The sequence below is a fragment of the Ruegeria sp. CL5 genome (genome assembly GCF_056536485.1).
The window spans coordinates 76659-96483 of the sequence record NZ_JBQFPS010000001.1 but is presented as its reverse complement, the minus strand read 5'-3'; the positions used below and the strand labels follow the sequence as shown (position 1 = coordinate 96483).

The window sequence follows — 19825 nt, the reverse complement described above, 5'->3', positions numbered from 1 at the left end:
GTGTTAAAGAGTCGTTTACGACAATCTGCCAATCGAAAAGCGTTGTAGAGAAAAGATAAATGCTTGTTTTTTATGAAGAGCGTCTCGCGCTTTTGTCCGTCCCCAAAACCGGCAGCACAGCCTACCAATCTGCTCTGAAAGACCGTGCCGATATCGTTGTCTCAGGTCCAACTGAATTAAAACACGCAAACATGCGCCGCTTTGACCGGTTCTATCAAACCATGTTCAAGAAGCTGTTTGACACTGAAATGGAGGTTATGGCCGTCGTCCGAGAACCCATCGACTGGTTAGGAAGTTGGTATCGATACCGCACGCGGCAGGAATTGAACAATCATCCACACTCTACTCAGGGTCTTGATTTTGAGGCATTTGTAGTTGCCCATATGCAGAAATCCCCTCCGGCCTGTGCGGATGTCGGACGCCAGAGCGAATTCCTAATGCCCCGCAGCAATGGTGCCGGAGTGAGCCACGTGTTTAAGTACGAAAACCAAGGCACGATACTCGATTTCCTACGAAATCGCCTGAACTGCGACATACAGCTTCCGCAAGAGAATGTTTCGCCCAAGCTCAAGCTTGAACTCTCGAAAGACACAGACCAGCAATTTCGCAGCTTATTCGCAGCGGAATTTGCTCTGCATCAATCTGCTGAGTAACGGCGTCAGTTGAGTTGCTGAAACACCGCTTCGGTCAACTGCGTCAATGAAAATGGTTTTGGCAGAAAGGTCGAGTTTTCAATCTCGGGACCGGATTCACCAAATGCGCCTTCCGTATAGCCGGACATAAAGACCACCCGGACCTCGGAGCGCGTTTTCATTGCCTCGCGCACCCAGGTCGGACCATCCATGCCAGGCATCACCACGTCTGTGACAAAAACGTCGACCGTGAGATTTGGGTCCTCCAACATATGCAGAGCATCCTCGGCTGATTCCGCCTCAAGCACTGTGTACCCCTTCAGACGCAGCGCACGCGTGGCAAAAGCGCGGACGGGGGCTTCGTCCTCGACTAACAGAACAACACCTTCACCTTGCCGCGGCTTTTGCTCTTCGGGGGCCTCTGGTGTGATCGGTTCAGATGTCTGCGCCGCAGCACTGACAGGAAGAAGAACGGTAAATTCGGTACCCGTACCGGGTACGCTGTCCACGAAAATGAATCCTCCGGTCTGTTTTACAATGCCGTATACCGTCGAAAGACCCAGACCTGTCCCTTCTCCGGTGCGCTTGGTGGTGTAGAAAGGTTCGAATACCTTTTGCAGCTTATCCGGAGGGATACCTATGCCGCTGTCTATGACCTTGACCATCACATACTCGCCCGGCAGCACTGTCGCCCTGTCGCGCGAATAAGCCCGCTCTAGATTCAGAACTTCGGTTTCGATCCGAATCTCACCGCCGTCGGGCATCGCATCGCGCGCGTTTACAACCAGATTCATCAACACCTGCTCAAGCTGTCGTTTGTCGGCACAAACCGGCTTGAGCACGGGATCATGGCTGAGCGTCAAGCGGACCTTCTCGCCAACAAGGCGATTCAAAAGGTGGATCAGATCGGAAATCGTGTCTCGCAAATCCAACACCTCGGGCCTGAGGGTTTGCTTTCGCGAAAATGCAAGCAACTGACTGACCAGAGCGGCAGCGCGGTTGGCATTCTGGTTGATTTGTACAAGGTCACCATAATTCGGATCATTTTGGTCGTGGCGCAGCAACAGAAGATCGCAATGCCCTGATATTGCGGTCAGCAGATTGTTAAAATCATGCGCAACCCCACCTGCCAACTGGCCCACGGCCTGCATTTTTTGCCCTTGAACGAACTGCGCCTCAAGCGTTTTTAACTCGGTTGCGTCATTCAGAACTGCGATCAGATTTACCTGACCGTCACTCACAATACGAGACAGCGTGACCTGAACGAACACTTCTTTGTCTTTACGGGTAAGGCGCAGAAACTCTGACTTTGGAGCAGAAGTCTGTTCAACCGTACGAGCGAGCCAATCCCGAATGGAATAACCAAGCCCGTGCATAACCTCGTCAATTCTGGATTCGCCCAGCCGAACCTCACCCACCAGTTCGATTGAAAGGTGGTTGGCTTCGATGATCTCACCATCGGGCGCCAATCTCATGATCGGGACCGGCAAATCAGCGAACGAAGTTGCCTCGTGTTTTGCACCGCTATCAGTGATCGGGGTCAAAATCAGTTCGCGTGCGATTCCGCTTCTCCGTAACTGAGAAACCAGGACCGTTTTGCTACCCTCGGGCGTCCTAACTTGAATTGCGCAGCCGTTTCCGACGGGATCGCCCAGCACAACATTCTCTGATGATAACTCTGCAAACGTGGCAGGCGTGCGGCCAAAAAAATTTGCAGCTGCATCATTCGTGTTTAGAATAACTTCATTCCGACCAATGGTGATGACGGGTAACCCGACATTTCGCCAAGCTTGCTCCGCCTCTAACGCGAAGCGCCAGCAATACCAATCTTGATCCAGTTTCGATACCGTCACCGGTATGGTTTGACCACGTGTGACTACATCCTCCTCAGCTTTCACCCGTGACCGGAGCTGAGTTTGAAGACGCAGCAGAATCGCCGCCGGATTGGCGAATACAGATCGCAAAGCGTCATCCAGTTGCTTCTCTGGTATGGCACCAAGGCCGAGGCTGGCCCGCGAATTGACCAGGACAATTCGGCCGTTTTGATCCGTAAGGATACAGGCTGCGGTATCTTGTTCCAAAAGCGCTGCAATCACGCCTTTTGTACGCTGCTCAATCTGCTTGACGATCCAATTGCCTAAGATAGCAAACCCAACAACCGCAAGAATAGACAGACCGACGGTTGCAACACCAGTGTTCCATTGTTTTGGAAGGACACCCAAGGCAGCAAGCAGGCAGAGAAGAAGGGCAATCAAACCCAGAGACACATGGCGCCCGCGATCAGATACTACCCGATCTGACAAACGGGGAAACGCTTGGGGAACACCGGGCATAAAGCAGCTCTTATTAAGACATGTTTGACCAATATCGGCCCGCAATCGTTAATTGCCGCTTAATAAACCAGCGGCGAAAACTCCTTTAAGTTGTTTGATCGGATCTAGGTTCTAGTCAAGTGGGCCGAATAAAATCCGTCCGCCCCGTGTGAAACCAGCCACGTCTTTCGAAATCCAGACCGCCAATCCGAATGCTCTTGCAGAAAACTGTCCACTATCGCGTCGTTTTCGGCAGACAGCATTGAACATGTGGCATAAGCAATCGTACCTGCGTCTGCGGTCAATGGCGCGACGCTCTTCAAAATCATTGCCTGAATGCGGGTAAGTTCAAGCAAGCGTTCAGGCGTCAGCGCCCATTTCCCCGCGGGCGAACGGCGCCAAGATCCGCTTCCAGAACAGGGCGCATCCACCAGAACGATGTCAAACGGCGCCTGTCCTGATACCTGATCCGAGGTCAGCAGTGAAATTTCAGCGCGCGCCCGCTTTGCACGTGCAGGCAAATCTGCCATGCGACCTGTATTGATATCATGCGCAAATACCTGAACGCCTTCGGCCCTTGCCGCCAAGGCCAAGGTTTTGCCACCACCACCGGCGCAATAGTCCAGAACCCTCATTCCAGGTTGCAATTCCAACGCTGCTGTAACGGCTTGGCTGGCGGCATCCTGCAGCTCGATTAAACCCTCAAGATATGGATTGCATTGTGAGATTTTTCGAGCACCAGCGGTGACTTCCAAAGCAGTGTCACACGCTGGGTGAGGCTGCGCCACTATGCCTTCATCCGAGAGGCATTGGATGATTTCAACCGGATCAGCTCGCGACCGGTTCACCCTCAAATGCACCGGGGCCCGCCCCTGCAATGCAGATGCGGCTGCGTTGGCCTCATCTTTCAACGACGCCTTGAATTCGGGCCACAACCAATCAGGGATGTCGAGGGCTTCGGCCTCGGTCTGGAAACCTCGGTCTTTCTCGGCATCTGTTACCGAAGTTGGCGCATATCGCGCGCCCGAGAAGTACTGAGCAAGATCCTGACCCGATGATCGCATCGCGCCGATCATCAAGCCCCGCCCTGTTTCAGCCCCACCACGCGCGGCAAAGGATCGTTTGCAGCGTAACGCATCAAATACGTGATCGCGGATTGCCGCACGATCTTTCGAGCCCGCAAACCGACTGCGCCGCGCCCAACCTGTCAACGCTTTCTCGACTGGCGCTCCGGCCAAAATTTCATCGAGGATGTCGATCGAGGCCTGAACTCGGGCTGCGGGCGTCATAGCTGGGTCCGTTTGACTTTGTCATAAACTTCGATGCCCAGATACGAGCACCATAGCGGTTACATGATCCGATAGTTCGGGCTTTCGCGCGTAATCTGCACGTCATGCACATGGCTTTCCTTCAGGCCTGCACCGGTGATTTTGACAAAGTTGCAGTTGCGACGCATTTCATCCACCGTTGCGCATCCGGTATAGCCCATTGCTGCGCGCAAGCCGCCAACCAGTTGATGCACAACCGCACTGGCGGACCCTTTGTAGGGCACCTGACCCTCGATCCCCTCGGGAACCAACTTGTCGTTGGCTGCATCCTTCTGAAAATACCGATCCGCCGAGCCGCGCGCCATCGCGCCCAAACTTCCCATGCCGCGATAGGATTTGAACGAACGGCCCTGATACAAGATGACCTCACCCGGACTTTCGTCTGTGCCAGCGATCATCGAACCAACCATGGCACAAGATGCCCCCGCCGCGATCGCCTTGGCGAAGTCACCCGAGAATTTGATGCCACCATCAGCAATGACAGGCACGTCACCCGCTGCTGCCGCACAATCCATGATCGCTGTCAGTTGGGGAACCCCGACACCTGCGACCATGCGTGTTGTGCAGATTGAGCCCGGCCCGATGCCCACCTTGATCGCGTCTGCACCCGCATCGATCAGTGCTTTGGTGGCCTCGGCGGTGGCAACATTACCAGCAATGATCTGAACCTCGTTCGACAGCGTCTTGGCGCGTTTCACCGCGTCCAGAACCCCCTGCGAATGACCATGCGCGGTATCTACAACGATGATATCAACCCCGGAATCGACCAGCTGCTCAGACCGTTCAAAACCCACGTCCCCGACAGAGGTCGCTGCAGCTACGCGCAGACGGCCCAACTGGTCCTTGCAAGCTGTAGGATTCAGCACAGCCTGTTCGGTGTCTTTCAGCGTCAGCAATCCGGTCAGCTTGCCCTCGCCATCGACGACCAGCAGCTTTTCGATCCGACGGGCACGCATCAGGCTTTTGGCTTCTTCCAGATCGGCGGGCTCTTGCAGCATCGCCAGGTTGTCCGAAGTCATCATCGCTTTGATTGGCGTATCGTCTGAGGTCGCAAAGCGCATGTCGCGGTTGGTCACGATCCCCACGACCCGGCCACTTTCGTCAACTACAGGAAAGCCGGTGAAATTATAGCGTTCGACCAGCGCTTGTGCATCAGCCAGAGTCTGATCCGCACGCAATGTCACAGGATTGTACACGATCCCGGATTCGAACCGCTTGACGCGCCGCACCTCTCGGGCCTGCTCCTCGACCGACAGGTTCTTGTGTACAACGCCGATTCCCCCGGCCTGCGCCATGGCAATGGCCATACGCGCCTCGGTTACCGTGTCCATTGCCGAGCTAAGCAGCGGAATGTTCATAGTGATCTCGCGCGTCACACGCGTGGTTGTATCCGCCGTCGCCGGAAGCACAGAAGATGCGCCCGGAACAAGAAGTACGTCGTCAAAGGTGAGTGCCTCACGAATCTGCATCTGAAAACCCCATGCAAAAGCCCGTTTGACGGTGACCCTATTACATGGATTTCACCCGAGGGAAAGCCCCGAACCCAAGTTGTTTTCCCCTGCGGGCTTCTGCCACGCCCGAAAACGACGCAAGCAATGCAAAACGTGCCGCTGAATGCCCTTTCCCTTTGCGTTCAAACCCATATGTTCGCCGGCATACGCGCGAATACAAAGGCAGGCCATTCATGACCACCGATCCTCTTGTCGTTTTCACTCCGTCCGGCAAACGTGGGCACTTTCCCGTTGGCACGCCAATCCTGACTGCTGCGCGCCAATTGGGCGTCGATCTGGATTCGGTCTGCGGCGGGCGTGGCATCTGTTCGAAATGTCAGATCACCCCCAGCTATGGCGAGTTCCCCAAGCACGGTGTGACGGTTTCCGAGGATGCCCTGAGCGAATGGAACGCCGTCGAGCAGCGCTATGATGACAAGCGCGGCCTGAAACCGGGTCGGCGTCTAGGCTGTCAGGCAACAGTTCAGGGCGATGTAGTGATTGATGTTCCGCCCGAAAGCCAGGTGCACCGTCAAGTCGTCCGCAAGGCCGCAGCAGCCCGGGCGATTACAATGGACCCAGCCACGCGCCTCTATTTCGTAGTGGTGGAAGAGCCAGACATGCATTCGCCCACCGGAGATCTGGAACGGTTGGAACGCGCCTTGCGCGAGCAGTGGAAGATCGATGCGATCACCGCCGATCTGTCCCTTATGTCCAAGCTGCAGCCAGTTCTACGCAAAGGGAAATGGGAGGTCACGGTCGCCGTTCACAAGGGCCACAAGGATGAAGTGGCGCGCATCGTCGAAATCTGGCCCGGTCTGCACGAACACGGACTCTATGGTTTGGCCATCGACCTTGGCTCGACAACCATTGCGGCACATTTGACCGATCTGGAGACGGGTGAGGTCAAGGCCTCATCGGGTCTGATGAATCCGCAAATCCGGTTCGGTGAAGACCTGATGAGTCGCGTCTCATACGCGATGATGAATCCCGGCGGCGACAAAGAAATGACCAAAGCCGTGCGCGAGGCGATTAATGATTTGACAAACTCAATCGCAGATGAGGCCGAGATTGACGCAGCGCTGATTGTTGAAACAGTATTTGTCTGCAACCCAGTGATGCACCACCTACTGCTCGGGCTTGATCCGGTTGAACTCGGCCAGGCCCCGTTTGCGTTGGCAACTTCGGAAAGCATGTCCCTGCCCGCGCGAGAAATGGACCTGATCAATATGAACGCGCGTGCGCAGGTCTATATCTTGCCGTGCATCGCGGGCCATGTGGGCGCAGACTGTGCCGCCGTTGCCCTATCTGAAGAACCCGGTAAATCCGAAGACCTCGTGCTAATCGTGGATGTGGGCACCAATGCCGAAATCCTGTTGGGCAACACTCAGCGCGTTTTAGCCTGTTCCTCACCCACTGGCCCCGCCTTCGAAGGTGCGCAGATAAGTTCAGGCCAGCGGGCTGCCCCCGGAGCCATCGAACGGATCGAGATTGATCCCGTCACCAAGGAACCCCGCTTCCGCATCATTGGGTCCGAGAAATGGTCGGACGAAGAGGGCTTTGATCAGGACATCGCAACAACTGGCATCACGGGAATCTGCGGCTCGGGTATTATCGAAGCTGTCGCTGAGATGCGTATCGCTGGCCTGCTGGACGAAAGTGGCCTGATCGGCTCGGCGGCACAGACGGGAACGCCGCGTTGTGTTTCCGAAGGCCGCACCAACTCCTATCTGATCCACGATGCCAGCGCTGAAGGTGGCCCGCGTATCACGGTAACTCAGGGCGATATCCGTGCCATCCAGTTGGCCAAATCCGCGCTTTATGCCGGTGCGCGTCTGTTGATGGACGAGATGGAGGTCGACCGCGTGGACCGCGTGGTACTGGCCGGGGCGTTCGGCGCGCATATCTCGACCAAACACGCGATGGTTCTAGGCATGATTCCCGACGCGCCTCTGGACAAGGTTTCCAGCGCAGGCAATGCCGCGGGTACGGGCGCGCGAATTGCATTGTGCAACATCGGATCGCGGGCCGAGATCGAGCGCGTCGTGCGCGAGATCACCAAGGTCGAAACCGCGATCGAACCCAAGTTCCAAGACCATTTCGTCGCCGCCAACGCGATCCCGCACAAAACCGATCCGTTCCCTGAATTGGCGCAAGTCGTCACCCTGCCCGCTCCGTCTTTCAACACCGGCGGCGGAGACGATGAAAAGTCTGGTCGTCGCCGCCGCAGGAGGTCATAGTCCCTTCAAAACCTGGAGGGCGCGATGCTGACAATCAACGGTGATCAGGAAGAATTCTGGGGCAAGTCCGAAATGGGCACGCGCTGGCTGACCTTCGAGGATCAGTTGGACCATCTGTTCGCGCCCGTACTGGATCTGGTCCTCGATCACGCCGCGCTGGTTGGTGGAATGCGCGTCATCGATATCGGCTGCGGCACCGGGGCAAGTGCACTTCGGGCGGCGCAGCAGGTTGGACCCGGGGGGCATGTTCTGGGCATTGATATTTCGGAACAATTTCTCGAACGAGCGCGGATGCGCGCAGACGAGGCCAAGCTCGACAATCTCGAGTTCACATATGCCGACGCTCAGGTCGCTGAGCTTTCGTCAGGCGGTTTTGATGCAATGATCTCGCGGTTTGGAGTGATGTTCTTCACCGATCCCGTAGTAGCCTTCGCCAATATGGCTCGGGCCTTGAAATCAGGCGGTCAGATAACCTTTGCAGCCTGGGGTGGTCTGTCAGAGAACCCTTGGTTCAAGATCCCGCATGTCGCCGCCGTCAAACGGTTGGGCCAACCACCCAAGGTGGACCGGAATGCACCCGGCCCTTTAGCATTCCATGACCGTGACAGGGTTTTAAACCTGATGGCGCAGGCCGGTCTGAACGATATCCGGGTCGAGGCATTCCCCCTAACGCTCACCGCCCCTGCATCCGTTGAAGACGCCGCGCTTTTGTGTACCCGAGTCGGCCCCGCGGCGCGGGTGATCGCCCATTTCGAAGGTACACAGGAGGATGTTGAAGCCATCGTGCGCGGAGTCGCCGAAGAATTTCGCGCATTCCAAACACCAAAAGGCGTACAGGTTCCAGCGGTCATCAACCTGCTGCAGGCGCGTGTATCGAGTTGATCGATAGTATTGGAGCGGGTAGCGGGAATCGAACCCGCGCGTTCAGCTTGGGAAGCTGACAGGCTACCATTACATCATACCCGCCGCTAAGAACTGACTACCACTTGTCCTGACCGGGGTTCAAGCCAAACCAGTACCGACAAAAACGAAAGAGCCGGGTCAAAGACCCGGCTCAATCTGTTGTTTTCCATAGATTAAGCGCGACGACGACGTCCACCGCCCCGACGCCCACCAGCGCCACCGGCGGCACCGGCTTCCTCAGGCGCTTTGTTGGACCTGATCCATTCACCACCATGCGGGTCATTGTTTGTGAGCAGATTTGCGGCGCGGATGGCCTCCATCTCTTTACCAGCGCGCGGTTTGGTCGAACCCAGGCCGAACATCTGAACGAAGGTTTCGTCATCCATGCCTTCTGGCAGGATGATGCCAGCGGCGGCAACCTGTTCCTTCTTCTCGGCAATCTTCTTCTGCGTTACCGGCAGGGCAACCGGGTTCATGATCGCCGAAGTCATGCCAGCACCCATTGCCATCGGCAGGAAGGCGTTGTTGATGCCATGACGGTTGGGCAGACCAAACGAGATGTTGGACGCACCGCAGGTGGTGTTTACACCCAGCTCTTCACGCAAACGACGGACCAGAGCAAATACCTGCTGGCCTGCAGTTGCCATCGCACCGATGGGCATAACAAGCGGGTCCACAACGATGTCATGCGCCGGGATGCCGTGATCCGCTGCACGCTCAACGATGGTCTTGGCGACGGCAAATCGCACATCGGGGTCTTCCGAAATACCGGTGTCATCGTTCGAGATCGCCACAACCGGTACGTTGTATTTCTTTACCAGCGGCAGAACCAGTTCCAGACGCTCTTCTTCGCCCGTGACCGAGTTTAGTAGCGGACGGCCCTCTGCGGCTGCCAGACCGGCTTCTAGCGCACCCGGAACCGAGCTGTCGATGCACAGCGGTACGTCAACCAGACCCTGCACCAGTTCGACAATCTTGCGCATCAGCGGCGGCTCGGTCTCGTTTGGGTTGGGGTTCGAGTTGTAAACAACGCCCGCGTTGATATCCAAAACGGTCGCGCCCGCCATAACCTGCGCCAATGCGTCTTTCTCAACGGTTGAGAAATCGCCCGCTTCCAATTCGGCGGCCAGTTTCTTGCGGCCTGTCGGGTTGATCCGCTCTCCGATCACGCAGAACGGTTCATCAAAGCCCAGAACGGCTGTTTTTGTTTTTGATTCGACGACTGTACGGGTCATGTCCGTTCCTTAGGAGTTTGCTGGCTTTGCCGAAGCGCCGCCGTTGTTGATCGCCCAGTTGGCGTTGGTTTTGATGCCGCCAAGCGGGAAGAAGTGGACGTTGGTGATGTTGAAATCCGGGTTGGCCGCTTTGTGGTTGGCGAGTTCGGTGATCACGTCAGTCGGCTCGTAAGGCAGCAGCAGTTTGGACACATCCATTGCGCGCTTTTGCAGAACTTTCAGCGACGGGCCTACACCGCAGGCAATGGCAAATTTAATCAGAGTCTGCAGCTTGGCAGGGCCCGCGATACCGATATGGACTGGGATATCAATGCCAGCCTCTTTCAGACTATCCGCCCAGGCGATGATCGGCTTGGCATCAAACGCAAACTGAGTGGCCAGCGCCATTTCCGCATCTGTTGTTTCGCTGAATTTTTGCTTCCAACGCAGCGCATCATCGACATTCTTGGTCGAGCCGTCGGGGTCGATGTCCTTGTTCCCCTCGGGGTGACCCGCAACGTGAAGACGCTTGAAGCCAGCCTTGTCGAACAAGCCAGTTTCCAGCAATTGCATCGAGCTGTCGAAATCGCCGTGAGGGGTCGCGACACCACCGGCGAGCAGCAGCGCTTGTTCAACGCCCGCCTCGCCCTGGTACATCGAAATCCAGTTTTCCAGAGTCGCCGCATCTTTGATGATTCGCGCAGGGAAGTGCGGCATGACAGGGTAACCTTCAGCCGCAATGCGCTTGGCCGTTTTGACCATGTCTTCAATTGGCGTGCCCTCGATATGGGCGATGTAAACGCGTGTGCCTTCGGGCAGCAGCGCACGGAAGTCTTCGACTTTTTCAGCGGTGCGCGGCATTACCTCGATCGAATAGCCCTGCAGAAAGGCTTCGACGGTCGGGTTCACAGGGCCGTTTTCGACCGCATCACGTTTCTTGAAGTTCAGCAAAGCCATAGCGGCCTCCCATAAAGATCTGGGGCTCATGCCCAACCGTCATTGGCGATCAGGGACTTGATACGGTCCTGATCGTATTCCGTTTCCAGGCGCGCGGCCTCGGCCTCGGCAATCTCGGACGGGTCGCCCTCAACCGCGAAAGGTTCGGCTTTGCGCCACTCGGCCAGATAGGCATCACTATCCTTGGCGTTCACCTTCATTGCGGCCCGGTCGATGGCTTGTTCAAACCGCTCTTCCAATTGCCGCTTGGCGCCACGACGGCCTTTGCCGACGATGACCTGAGCGGGAATGTCGCGCCAGTATACGATGGTGACGTCAGGCATAACTGTGATTCCTCCTAACCCGATGGGCCGGTTCTAAACTTCAATATGGGCGCAGGTCGGTCGATTTTCGACACACGGCGTATTTGCAGCGACCTTTTTGCCCAGGATCGGATATCGCTGCTTTTAAAGACCCCTGCCTCGAAACCGAACATCAAAATCCTAATGACTTTAATGAGTGTCTTGCGTGATTGAAAAGCGCGACCTATGGTCGGGGTAACTCGAAAATCGGAGGGCGTTTCAGATGGCGCCCAAGCGTCCCAAAGGTGCGGGCGCGTTCCCGAAAGCGGTCGAAAGCCCCGCGCCGGCAAGACCCGATCCAGATGCGTTATATGCGGCGCTGGATTTGGGGACAAATAGCTGCCGCATGTTGATCGCCCAGCCCAAGGGCAGTGGCTTTCATGTGGTAGACAGTTTCTCCAAATCAGTGCAACTCGGCGCTGGTCTGGAACGCACCGGACGATTGTCGCGGGCGTCTATGGCGCGTACGGTACAAGCCCTTCGAATCTGTCAGCAAAAGCTGAAACGGAACAAGGTCAAGCGCATGCGCTTGATCGCGACCGAGGCCTGTCGTCGTGCCAAGAACTCGCGCGACTTCATCCGCCAGGTCAAACGTGAAACTGGCCTGACGCTTGACATCATTCAGCCCGAGGAAGAAGCGCGCCTGGCCGTCATTTCCTGCGCGCCGCTGGTATCAACCAAAACCGAGCAATTGTTGGTCGTGGACATTGGCGGCGGTTCGACCGAGTTGGTGTGGATCGATATATCCTCGGTTCCGCGCCGCGACCGACCTGCCTCGATCATGCGGCTGCATAACGGCTTCCATACCGCCGATAGCCCTTTTCCTGCGGCCAAAGTCGTGGATTGGATCAGTGTACCGTTGGGAGTGGCCACTTTGCGGGACCAGTTCAACGACGTCGAAGACGATGCAGCGCGGTTTGCGCTGATGAGCTGGTTCTTTGAAGAAAATCTTGCTGATTTTGCACCTTACAAAGACGAACAGGCTCGCGAGGGGTTCCAGATCGTGGGCACTAGCGGAACCGTCACCACGGTGGCTGCTTCGCATCTGGGTCTAAAACGCTATGACCGAACCAAGGTGGACGGATTGCGAATGACCAGCGATCAGATTGACAAGGTCATACGAGGCTATCTAGAACTCGGCCCTCGTGGGCGCCGCCGTGATCCCCGGATCGGAGAAGATCGGCAGGCCCTGATCATGTCCGGCTCGGCCATTTTGCAGGCGTTGTTGCGCTGCTGGCCCACTGATCGCCTTTCTGTGGCGGATCGGGGGCTACGCGAAGGTTTGCTCTATGCGCAAATGAGCGCGGACGGTGTATTGGAAGACGGACCGTTCTGATGGCGAAGACACCAACCGGCAAAGGCAACTCGGGTCGCGGGCAACGTGACCTGAAGGTCAAGGTTAAGACAGCACGCGGGCGTAAGCTCAGCTCGACCCGCTGGCTTGAGCGGCAGTTGAACGACCCTTATGTCAAGCGGGCGCAGGTCGAAGGGTATCGCGGACGCGCAGCGTTCAAGATACTGGAGCTGGACGATAAATTCCGGTTCCTTGTGCCCGGCGCGCGCGTGGTTGATCTGGGTTGTGCGCCCGGTGGTTGGCTGCAAGTTGCAGTGCAACGTGTTAACGCATTAGGCGAGAAGAGCGGTAAGCGTATTGGCACGGTTCTAGGTGTCGATCTTCAAGAGGTCGAACCCGTTGCGGGGGCCACCGCGCATGTGCTTGATTTCATGGAAGATGATGCCGACCAGAAGGTCAAAGACTGGCTGGGCGGCAAAGCGGATGTGGTCATGTCCGACATGGCGGCTGCATCCTCAGGCCACAAGCAGACGGATCACCTTAGGATTATGGCCTTGTGCGAAACGGCAGCCTATTTTGCGTTTGATGTGCTGGAAGAAGGTGGCACCTTCGTCGCAAAAGTTCTTGCAGGCGGGGCCGAGGGAGACCTTCAGAAGCTGCTCAAGCAGAAATTCAAAAAGGTGGCCAATGTAAAGCCACCCGCGTCACGCTCGGACAGCTCGGAAAAATTCGTTGTCGCCACCGGTTTCCGTGGCTAAGCGACTGTAAGGTTAAATCTTTTAACCAACTTTAATTCTCGGATGGCGACTTAGTCCTCTAGCACGACACGTAGCGGTTTACCGTGATTGCCTGCATTTCGCGCTGCGCTACACGGTCATAGATTGGCCGCATTGTCGTTTTATCCGCCGATCACATGAGAAAAACTGTCCTAGCACTTATTATTGCCCTGATTGCGTTGGCGGCCTGGCAGTACAAGCTGCAGAAAACTGCAAACCAACAACTACTGATAGCCGAGCAGCGGGTTAAAGATGTCGTTTCTGCGGGAACGAACGATCTTGATTTCAAAGATCTTACTGAACTTCGAAAGCTGCCGGCTAACATCCCGGATATTCCGAATCTCAAATCTCTGAATGCACGGGGAACCAATTTAAGTGATCTGACCGGGCTGGAAGGGAACGCAACACTCGAGCGGCTTGACGTGAACATGACGCGGGTCTCCGATCTTAGCCCACTTAACGGTTTACCGAACCTAAAGCTGGTTTACCTCCATGATACCTGGGTTTCTGATGTTTCTCCTCTCGCGACACTGCCATCGCTTGAACGCCTTGATATCGGCAATACCCAAATTGAAACGCTGGTGCCTGTTTTACAAATCGAGAACCTGAATTGGCTGAATCTTCACAACAGTCATGCGCTTGACGGGTCTGGTGAACAATTTGCGATCTTGCAGGAACGTCCATTTCTTCAGTTGTCAGGCGGTTCTGGCTTCCGACAAAATTATCAACCGGGCTGGCAGTACAACATGATGCAGCACCTATCGCGTTTGCGAGAAAAGCTTGGGCTTTAGGGTTCGTGCGGTCGCCGTCCTAGTCCAGATCGATCTTACCCTGAGCGATCCGCTGTTTCTTGAGTGACGCCGTAGCAATCCCCTGAAACAAGATTGCCTCTCCATGATTTATATCGACAGGCTCGCGCGCGCGAAGTTCTTCAATGCGCTGATCCAACGTTGTTTTCCGATCAGCAGAAATCGGCTTTATGATAGTAGCTGTGCGATCCGGCATACATCACCTGTTGACAGTCCAAGTGCTGGCATCGGTGTCTAGCCAACAAATGGGCCCGTAACGTGGCGTAAATCTGCCGGATTGGTGCCTGTTACCGCCCCATATCGCGCGCCAACTGATTTAAGCTCGGATCATCTGGAAGGATGGATAAAGCCTCGTCCAATGTCGCAATCGCTGCCTGTGGACCACGATTTATGTGGACCAGCTGTACCAGCATCGGCCAGGCCTCAGACCGTTGTGGATCTAGCGTCACAACCTCGCGGAACGCCTTTTCCGCGGCTTGGGCATTTCTCAGCGCCAGTGCCCAGCCTCCCAAAACTAAGTGGGTTTCAGGAAAATCCAGACGATGCGATATACTGCGCTGCCATTCGGCCATACCCTGCTGAGCGGCCGCCCGTTGATCCTGCGACATGGCTTGTGCGGGAATGGCAAGAAACTCCTTGGCTGCCGAAATTCGGACATTGCGCAAGGGGTCGGACAATAGCGGCTCAAGCCGTGCAACACGTTCCGGCATTGGCGCTTGGCGTTGCAAAACCGGCCCGTTGGCGCGAACCAGCGGATCCGGATCGGATAAGAGCGGCGCCACCCGCTGCGCAAGTACAGGCGTCGCAAAGGGTTGCAGCAGATAGAGTGCAGTCGCGCGGACAATTCCTGCCTGCTCTTTGTCCAAAGCGATCGCGATTAACGCTTCGGGATCGTCCAATTGACCAATGCCCGCCGCAGCAAACGCTGTACCATAATGAACGGTTCGATGGGCAGAGTTTGGGAACCAGTCAGAAATCTGTTGCGCAGCCCAGGGCTGCCCCTCTTCCGCATGACAATCGGTGCAAGCGTCAACTCCAAGCCCCAAATCCGGTCGGGGGATTCGGAAACTGTGATCGTGCCTGCCGTCCACGCCCATATAGACTCGCTCGATCATGTGGCAGTTCTTGCATTGGGAGCCATCAGAGTTTTCTGCATGGTGATGGTGTTCGGGCGTGTCATAACTGGCCAATCGAAGGGTTGGGAATTCGGAATTTCCAGCGGGCGAATGACACTGCGTGCACAAGCCATTCCCTTCGGCTTTTACCTCGGCCCGGTGGGGATCATGGCAATCCATGCACCCTACCCCCTCAGCATACATGCGCGACTGAAGGAACGAACCATAAACGTAGACCTCTTCCAAAATCTGCCCATCCGGGTGGTAAGCGCCCGGTCGCAGGACAGCCAAATTATATGCGTCATGAAAAGGCGTACCGGGGACCGGATTACCATCCTCTAGCGCCTCGCGCCGAGAATGGCACCCGGCGCATTGCTGGATGTCTGCCTCGGTTTGCCCCTTTCCCAAATCGATTGGAAACCCAAACGCGCCCAACCCGTCGTCAAGCGCTTTCCCAGTCGTCCACTCAAGATGCGCTGATCCTGGCCCGTGACAAGCCTCACAACCGACGCCGATTTCAACTTGTGTCGACGCATAGCGCCTTGTCTCGGCATCGTAATTCTTCACGTAACCGGTCGCATGGCAATCGGCACAGCGCGCGTTCCAGTTCTTGTACGGTCCTGTCCAATGCAGCCCGTCATTGGGTGGTAAATCCTGTTCTGGATAGAGGTGATACCAGCGGCTTTCTTCCGTGTCCCAGACGACATCGAAACTCTGCAATCTGCCTGGTTCAGTTTCAAAGAGGTATTGCTGCAACGGCGCAATGCCGACCACCGAATGCACCGGATAGTCGGTGATAACGCCATCTTTTTCGGTGACTTGCGCTGAAAGAACGCCGTTTTTATCCACGAAAGAAACGCTCATCCCATCATGGGAAAAGCTGGTCCCATCGAAATCAGCTAGAACTTGGCCATCTTCTACCTCGGTCCAAGCGAGGTCGTGATGTGACCCTTTCCAAGCTTCAGTTTCGTCTTGATGGCAATCTGCGCACAGCTCGGATCCGACATATTCCTGTGCCCAGCCGGGCGGCGTGGTTGCCCACAAGATCGCAATCAGAATGAGCTTGCGGAAGTACATCAAGTGGTTTCCGCATTTTTTAAGTCTATCAAGGCCCCGTTATACTCCGCACCCAGGATCAGCATGGCGGAACACAGGTACAGGAAAATCAGCGCTGCCATTGCCCCTGCGAGGCCCGCATAGGTCGCGCTATAGGTGGCAAACTGGGCGATATAGATCGAAAACCCCCATCCACCTGCAGCCCATAATGCCAAGGTCAGGATGACCCCCGGAAGTATTTGCGAAAGCCTATGCCGCCGTGTGGGTAAGATCAGATGAGCCAGAATAACTGTGCCTGCCGGTACTGCAACGGTGAACGTCCATCGCAGGCGGTCAACGGACAGCCAGTTATCAACATCAACAGCCGTCTTTTCCGAGACCAGACGCGTGTAGACAGGCAAAACCACCTCAACCGCTGCGATGGCCAAAATTGCGGCCCCACCGATAATAACAAGCGCAAAACACAACAGCCGGGTTTTCCAGAACGGCCAGATATCTTTGTCATGATAGGCTTGCGTCATGGCGCGACGTACGGCAGCAACACCATTGGATGCGAAGTAGATCGCTAACAAACCGCCCAATGTGATCACGCCCGACCCTGCCCCTGCCAGCACAGCCCGCAACTCAGAAACAATCGGATCGGCGACGTCTTTGGGCCAGGCACCAAAAATCAGCTCTATCAACTCGTCCGTCACATATCCCTGTGACAAAGCCCCCGCCAACGCCACTGTGAATAGCACAAACGGAAACAGCGCCATCATCAATGACATCGCCACATGGCTGCTCATGACAAAACCGTCTTTGTCGTTGAACCGACGAACAGCAAGCCAGAGCGCGCGCAGAAACTGATTGGATGAGAGAATCGATACACGTGACATCGCAACAGCCTAACGCGCCTTTTGCGCTGGCAGAACCGCCAATTCGCCATTTGCAAGGAATTCCAGCACTTAACCTTCTGTATGGATTGCATAAACTGGTAAGCCTGTGCAGGATCGTGCAAGATGTCCCAAATCACGCACCAGCGGCAAGCAGACCCAGGCCAACTCATGACCTCTGATCCCGAAAATAGCCCATCCAGAGCGCGCCTGCAGCTGGGCGTTTTGAGGGATGTAGTGATCGTGGCCACTCTTGTGGTGCTTGGCCTTTATGCAGGGGCGAATTTTCTGGTGCCGTTGACCATGGCACTGCTGATCAATGTACTGATCCTGGCCCTCAGTGACCGGGTCATCGCGGTGACACGTGTACCAATCTGGATCGCGAACTTAGCCGGAGTTACTGTCGTTTTGGCAGGCTTGTTCATGATCATGTATATTCTCGGCAGTCAGGCCACGCAATTTGCGCGCTCGATCAACACCTATGAAAGCCAGTTTGATGGTGCGGTGCACAGAATTACCGGATTGGTCGGAAATGACGTCACCAGTTTCATTCGGGACAATCTGGTCAGCATCGACATGTCCTATGTTGCACGGCTTTTGCTGGGCAGTGCCACATCTCTGCTGAACCAGTTTTTCCTCATCAGCCTGTATGTCGCATTTCTGATGGCTGAGCGCCTGGCATTTCGCAAGAAAATCCAACTTGCAGCAGGCAACCCGCAGCTCGGCGCTGATCTGGCTTCGGTTTTGGATGCTATCTCGTACAGTCTGCAGCGCTATGTCGGGGTGAAGACTTTGATCAGCCTGATCACGGCCCTCATAAGCTATTCCATATTCAAAGCACTGGGGCTGGAATATGCCGAGACATGGGCTGTTCTAACATTCGCGTTGAATTTCATCCCGTCTATCGGCTCGATCATTGCAGTGATCTTTCCGTCCATGATCGCATTGGTGCAATTTGAAACCATTGGACCATTCCTTATCATCGTCTTGGGCTGCGGCACGCTGCAATTTGTGATCGGCAATTTCCTGGACCCAGCCATGCTTGGCCGGTCTCTGAATATGTCGACCTTTCTTGTCATATTGGCACTAACATTCTGGACCACAGTCTGGGGTCTGATAGGAGCGTTTCTAAGCGTGCCCTTAACGGTGTGTATCCTGATTATTTTCAGTCATATTCCAGCACTCAGGCCCGTTGCCGTTCTGATGTCGCTGGATGGTAAATTGGGCGATGACAGCCATGCGAGTGTTGAAGACAAACAGTAAACCTCGACCCATCTTCATAGGCTCGGAAATCTATCGCACCTCGAGCTATGGCGCGAAACACCCGCTTGCAATCCCGCGCGTTTCCACTGTGATTGACCTCTGCAGATCGATGGGTTGGCTGAACTCGCAGAACTATCGGACCAGCCCGTGTGCCAAACCTAAGGCACTGCAGCGATTTCATTCACCTGCTTACATTTCAGCATTACTAAACGCCGAAAAAACACAGTCGGTCTCCGACGAGGTAAAACGCAGGTTTGGTCTGGGCACATTGTCCAATCCGGTATTTGGAGAAATGTATCGACGGCCAGCCACTGCCGCCGGAGGATCGATGCTGGGAGCCGAGTTAATTTGGAACGGTGGTATTGTGTTCAACCCAGCAGGAGGTACGCATCATGGATTGGAAAGTCGCGCCAACGGCTTCTGTTACCTAAACGATCCAGTTCTCGCGATCCTAAGACTGCTCGATCTTGGGCTTGAACGAATTGTCTACATAGACATCGACGCCCATCATTGCGATGGTGTCGAGGCTGCGTTTCACGGTTCGTCAATGGTGCGCATAATTTCGATTCATGAGGCGCGCAGATGGCCCTTTACCGGACTACTGGAAGATGACGCAGGTGGCGCCGCATGGAATATACCTGTTGATCGAGGTCTAAATGACGATGAATTCCAAGCCATTCTGGAGGGGATGATTCTTCCTGTAACTAAGGCTTTCCACCCACAAGCCATTATCCTGCAATGCGGTGCCGACGCCGTCACCGAAGACCCGCTATCGCGCCTCGCATTGTCAAACAATGCGCACTGGCGTGCCGTTTCCAGCCTCCAAAACTTAACACCTCGGTTTTTGATCTTGGGTGGCGGGGGTTATAATCCTTGGTCTGTCGGCCGTCTGTGGAGCGGTGTTTGGGCAACCCTGAACGGATATGAAATCCCTTCTCATCTGACAGAAGAACAGCAATCTATCCTAAACGCCCTGATTTGGAACCGAAAGATCGGTCGCGACCGACCAACCTACTGGACAACCACACTACGTGATCCCAGTAATCCCGGGCCCATACGGGAAGAGTTAAAGAGTGATATTCAAAAACTCAGAACTCGGAATTCATTGTAGTCTGAGCAACTTCGCCCTGCTAACGTTCTATCATTACTTCAAGATCCCGACTCTCGGCCATCGCAGACGATAGAACGCGAGACCGGTATTTCGGGCTATTACGGGACAA

The 19825-nt window shown here is 55.4% G+C and carries 17 protein-coding genes and 1 tRNA gene; 8 read left to right on the top strand and 10 right to left on the bottom strand.

The genetic code is table 11. From position 1 onward, the window contains the following. Nucleotides 1–59 precede the first annotated feature (59 nt). Nucleotides 60–653 carry a gamma-glutamyl kinase gene (locus ACR0IU_RS00465; RefSeq protein ID WP_480714877.1) on the top strand — a complete coding sequence of 198 codons (594 nt, stop codon included), beginning with the start codon at nt 60–62 and terminating at the stop codon, nt 651–653. Nucleotides 654–658: 5 nt separating this feature from the next. Here the strand turns inward: ACR0IU_RS00465 and ACR0IU_RS00460 are convergent, their stop codons facing one another. The 3 genes from ACR0IU_RS00460 to guaB form a co-directional block, all read right to left on the bottom strand. Beyond that, nucleotides 659–2965, bottom strand: a complete 2307-nt coding sequence (locus ACR0IU_RS00460; RefSeq protein ID WP_480714876.1) for a two-component system sensor histidine kinase NtrB — start codon at nt 2963–2965, stop codon at nt 659–661. Nucleotides 2966–3069: 104 nt separating this feature from the next. Next, on the bottom strand, nt 3070–4233 hold the full coding sequence (locus ACR0IU_RS00455) for an RsmB/NOP family class I SAM-dependent RNA methyltransferase (protein WP_480714875.1): 1164 nt from the start codon (nt 4231–4233) through the stop codon (nt 3070–3072). Nucleotides 4234–4292: 59 nt separating this feature from the next. Beyond that, a complete protein-coding gene (gene guaB, locus ACR0IU_RS00450; RefSeq protein WP_480714874.1) occupies nt 4293–5741 on the bottom strand; it encodes an IMP dehydrogenase in 1449 nt (482 codons plus the stop codon). A gap of 215 nt (nt 5742–5956) precedes the next feature. Here guaB and ACR0IU_RS00445 point away from each other — a divergent pair, with 215 nt between their 5' ends. Further along, complete coding sequence (locus tag ACR0IU_RS00445) at nt 5957–8002, top strand: ASKHA domain-containing protein (protein ID WP_480714873.1); 2046 nt, start codon at nt 5957–5959, stop codon at nt 8000–8002. Nucleotides 8003–8026: 24 nt separating this feature from the next. Beyond that, on the top strand, nt 8027–8884 hold the full coding sequence (locus ACR0IU_RS00440) for a class I SAM-dependent methyltransferase (protein ID WP_480714872.1): 858 nt from the start codon (nt 8027–8029) through the stop codon (nt 8882–8884). 10 nt (nt 8885–8894) lie between these two features. Here ACR0IU_RS00440 and ACR0IU_RS00435 read toward each other — a convergent pair. The 4 genes from ACR0IU_RS00435 to ACR0IU_RS00420 all read right to left on the bottom strand — a co-directional run bounded on the left by ACR0IU_RS00435 (nt 8895) and on the right by ACR0IU_RS00420 (nt 11399). Next, nucleotides 8895–8968: transfer RNA gene (locus tag ACR0IU_RS00435), tRNA-Gly, on the bottom strand. A gap of 110 nt (nt 8969–9078) precedes the next feature. Then, complete coding sequence (locus tag ACR0IU_RS00430; RefSeq protein WP_170774150.1) at nt 9079–10140, bottom strand: methyltetrahydrofolate cobalamin methyltransferase; 1062 nt, start codon at nt 10138–10140, stop codon at nt 9079–9081. A 9-nt stretch (nt 10141–10149) separates the two neighbouring features. Further along, complete coding sequence (locus ACR0IU_RS00425; protein ID WP_170470461.1) at nt 10150–11076, bottom strand: methylenetetrahydrofolate reductase; 927 nt, start codon at nt 11074–11076, stop codon at nt 10150–10152. Nucleotides 11077–11102: 26 nt separating this feature from the next. Further along, nucleotides 11103–11399 carry a virulence factor gene (locus ACR0IU_RS00420; protein WP_010440228.1) on the bottom strand — a complete coding sequence of 99 codons (297 nt, stop codon included), beginning with the start codon at nt 11397–11399 and terminating at the stop codon, nt 11103–11105. A gap of 241 nt (nt 11400–11640) precedes the next feature. Here ACR0IU_RS00420 and ACR0IU_RS00415 point away from each other — a divergent pair, with 241 nt between their 5' ends. The 3 genes from ACR0IU_RS00415 (at nt 11641) to ACR0IU_RS00405 (ending at nt 14278) form a co-directional block, all read left to right on the top strand. Continuing rightward, the gene (locus ACR0IU_RS00415) at nt 11641–12753 is read left to right on the top strand and encodes a Ppx/GppA phosphatase family protein (protein WP_010440229.1); all 1113 of its coding nucleotides are present in this window, start codon (nt 11641–11643) and stop codon (nt 12751–12753) included. Beyond that, nucleotides 12753–13469 (top strand): RlmE family RNA methyltransferase, encoded by a 717-nt coding sequence (locus ACR0IU_RS00410; protein ID WP_480714871.1) that lies wholly within the window; start codon nt 12753–12755, stop codon nt 13467–13469. The genes ACR0IU_RS00415 and ACR0IU_RS00410 overlap by 1 nt, the downstream gene beginning before the upstream one ends. A 155-nt stretch (nt 13470–13624) precedes the next feature. Then, the gene (locus tag ACR0IU_RS00405; RefSeq protein ID WP_010440231.1) at nt 13625–14278 is read left to right on the top strand and encodes a leucine-rich repeat domain-containing protein; all 654 of its coding nucleotides are present in this window, start codon (nt 13625–13627) and stop codon (nt 14276–14278) included. Between the two features lie 19 nt (nt 14279–14297). Here ACR0IU_RS00405 and ACR0IU_RS00400 read toward each other — a convergent pair whose 3' ends face one another. The 3 genes from ACR0IU_RS00400 to ACR0IU_RS00390 form a co-directional block, all read right to left on the bottom strand. Further along, the gene (locus ACR0IU_RS00400) at nt 14298–14435 is read right to left on the bottom strand and encodes a hypothetical protein (RefSeq protein ID WP_170470473.1); all 138 of its coding nucleotides are present in this window, start codon (nt 14433–14435) and stop codon (nt 14298–14300) included. 148 nt (nt 14436–14583) lie between these two features. After that, on the bottom strand, nt 14584–16488 hold the full coding sequence (locus tag ACR0IU_RS00395; RefSeq protein WP_480714870.1) for a cytochrome c3 family protein: 1905 nt from the start codon (nt 16486–16488) through the stop codon (nt 14584–14586). Then, entirely contained in the window at nt 16488–17345 is an 858-nt protein-coding gene (locus ACR0IU_RS00390; protein WP_170703207.1) for a YihY/virulence factor BrkB family protein, read from the bottom strand. Before ACR0IU_RS00390 ends, ACR0IU_RS00395 begins: the two co-directional genes overlap by 1 nt. A gap of 123 nt (nt 17346–17468) precedes the next feature. Here ACR0IU_RS00390 and ACR0IU_RS00385 point away from each other — a divergent pair, with 123 nt between their 5' ends. Together ACR0IU_RS00385 and ACR0IU_RS00380 are read left to right on the top strand one after the other, a co-directional pair. Next, nucleotides 17469–18605, top strand: coding sequence for an AI-2E family transporter (locus ACR0IU_RS00385; RefSeq protein WP_480714869.1), 1137 nt, complete (start codon nt 17469–17471; stop codon nt 18603–18605). Next, nucleotides 18580–19716 carry an acetoin utilization protein AcuC gene (locus ACR0IU_RS00380; RefSeq protein WP_480714868.1) on the top strand — a complete coding sequence of 379 codons (1137 nt, stop codon included), beginning with the start codon at nt 18580–18582 and terminating at the stop codon, nt 19714–19716. The genes ACR0IU_RS00385 and ACR0IU_RS00380 overlap by 26 nt, the downstream gene beginning before the upstream one ends. Nucleotides 19717–19825 lie beyond the last annotated feature (109 nt).

Excerpts from the sequence above, each read along its gene's own strand:
- ACR0IU_RS00385 (WP_480714869.1), top strand. The coding sequence starts at position 17,469 with ATGTCCCAAATCACGCACCAGCGGCAAGCAGACCCAGGCCAACTCATG.
- guaB (WP_480714874.1), bottom strand. The coding sequence starts at position 5,741 with ATGCAGATTCGTGAGGCACTCACCTTTGACGACGTACTTCTTGTTCCG.
- ACR0IU_RS00455 (WP_480714875.1), bottom strand. The coding sequence starts at position 4,233 with ATGACGCCCGCAGCCCGAGTTCAGGCCTCGATCGACATCCTCGATGAA.
- ACR0IU_RS00445 (WP_480714873.1), top strand. The coding sequence starts at position 5,957 with ATGACCACCGATCCTCTTGTCGTTTTCACTCCGTCCGGCAAACGTGGG.
- ACR0IU_RS00405 (WP_010440231.1), top strand. The coding sequence starts at position 13,625 with ATGAGAAAAACTGTCCTAGCACTTATTATTGCCCTGATTGCGTTGGCG.
- ACR0IU_RS00430 (WP_170774150.1), bottom strand. The coding sequence starts at position 10,140 with ATGACCCGTACAGTCGTCGAATCAAAAACAAAAACAGCCGTTCTGGGC.
- ACR0IU_RS00440 (WP_480714872.1), top strand. The coding sequence starts at position 8,027 with ATGCTGACAATCAACGGTGATCAGGAAGAATTCTGGGGCAAGTCCGAA.
- ACR0IU_RS00410 (WP_480714871.1), top strand. The coding sequence starts at position 12,753 with ATGGCGAAGACACCAACCGGCAAAGGCAACTCGGGTCGCGGGCAACGT.
- ACR0IU_RS00425 (WP_170470461.1), bottom strand. The coding sequence starts at position 11,076 with ATGGCTTTGCTGAACTTCAAGAAACGTGATGCGGTCGAAAACGGCCCT.
- ACR0IU_RS00380 (WP_480714868.1), top strand. The coding sequence starts at position 18,580 with ATGCGAGTGTTGAAGACAAACAGTAAACCTCGACCCATCTTCATAGGC.
- ACR0IU_RS00395 (WP_480714870.1), bottom strand. The coding sequence starts at position 16,488 with ATGTACTTCCGCAAGCTCATTCTGATTGCGATCTTGTGGGCAACCACG.
- ACR0IU_RS00415 (WP_010440229.1), top strand. The coding sequence starts at position 11,641 with ATGGCGCCCAAGCGTCCCAAAGGTGCGGGCGCGTTCCCGAAAGCGGTC.
- ACR0IU_RS00460 (WP_480714876.1), bottom strand. The coding sequence starts at position 2,965 with ATGCCCGGTGTTCCCCAAGCGTTTCCCCGTTTGTCAGATCGGGTAGTA.
- ACR0IU_RS00420 (WP_010440228.1), bottom strand. The coding sequence starts at position 11,399 with ATGCCTGACGTCACCATCGTATACTGGCGCGACATTCCCGCTCAGGTC.
- ACR0IU_RS00390 (WP_170703207.1), bottom strand. The coding sequence starts at position 17,345 with ATGTCACGTGTATCGATTCTCTCATCCAATCAGTTTCTGCGCGCGCTC.
- ACR0IU_RS00465 (WP_480714877.1), top strand. The coding sequence starts at position 60 with ATGCTTGTTTTTTATGAAGAGCGTCTCGCGCTTTTGTCCGTCCCCAAA.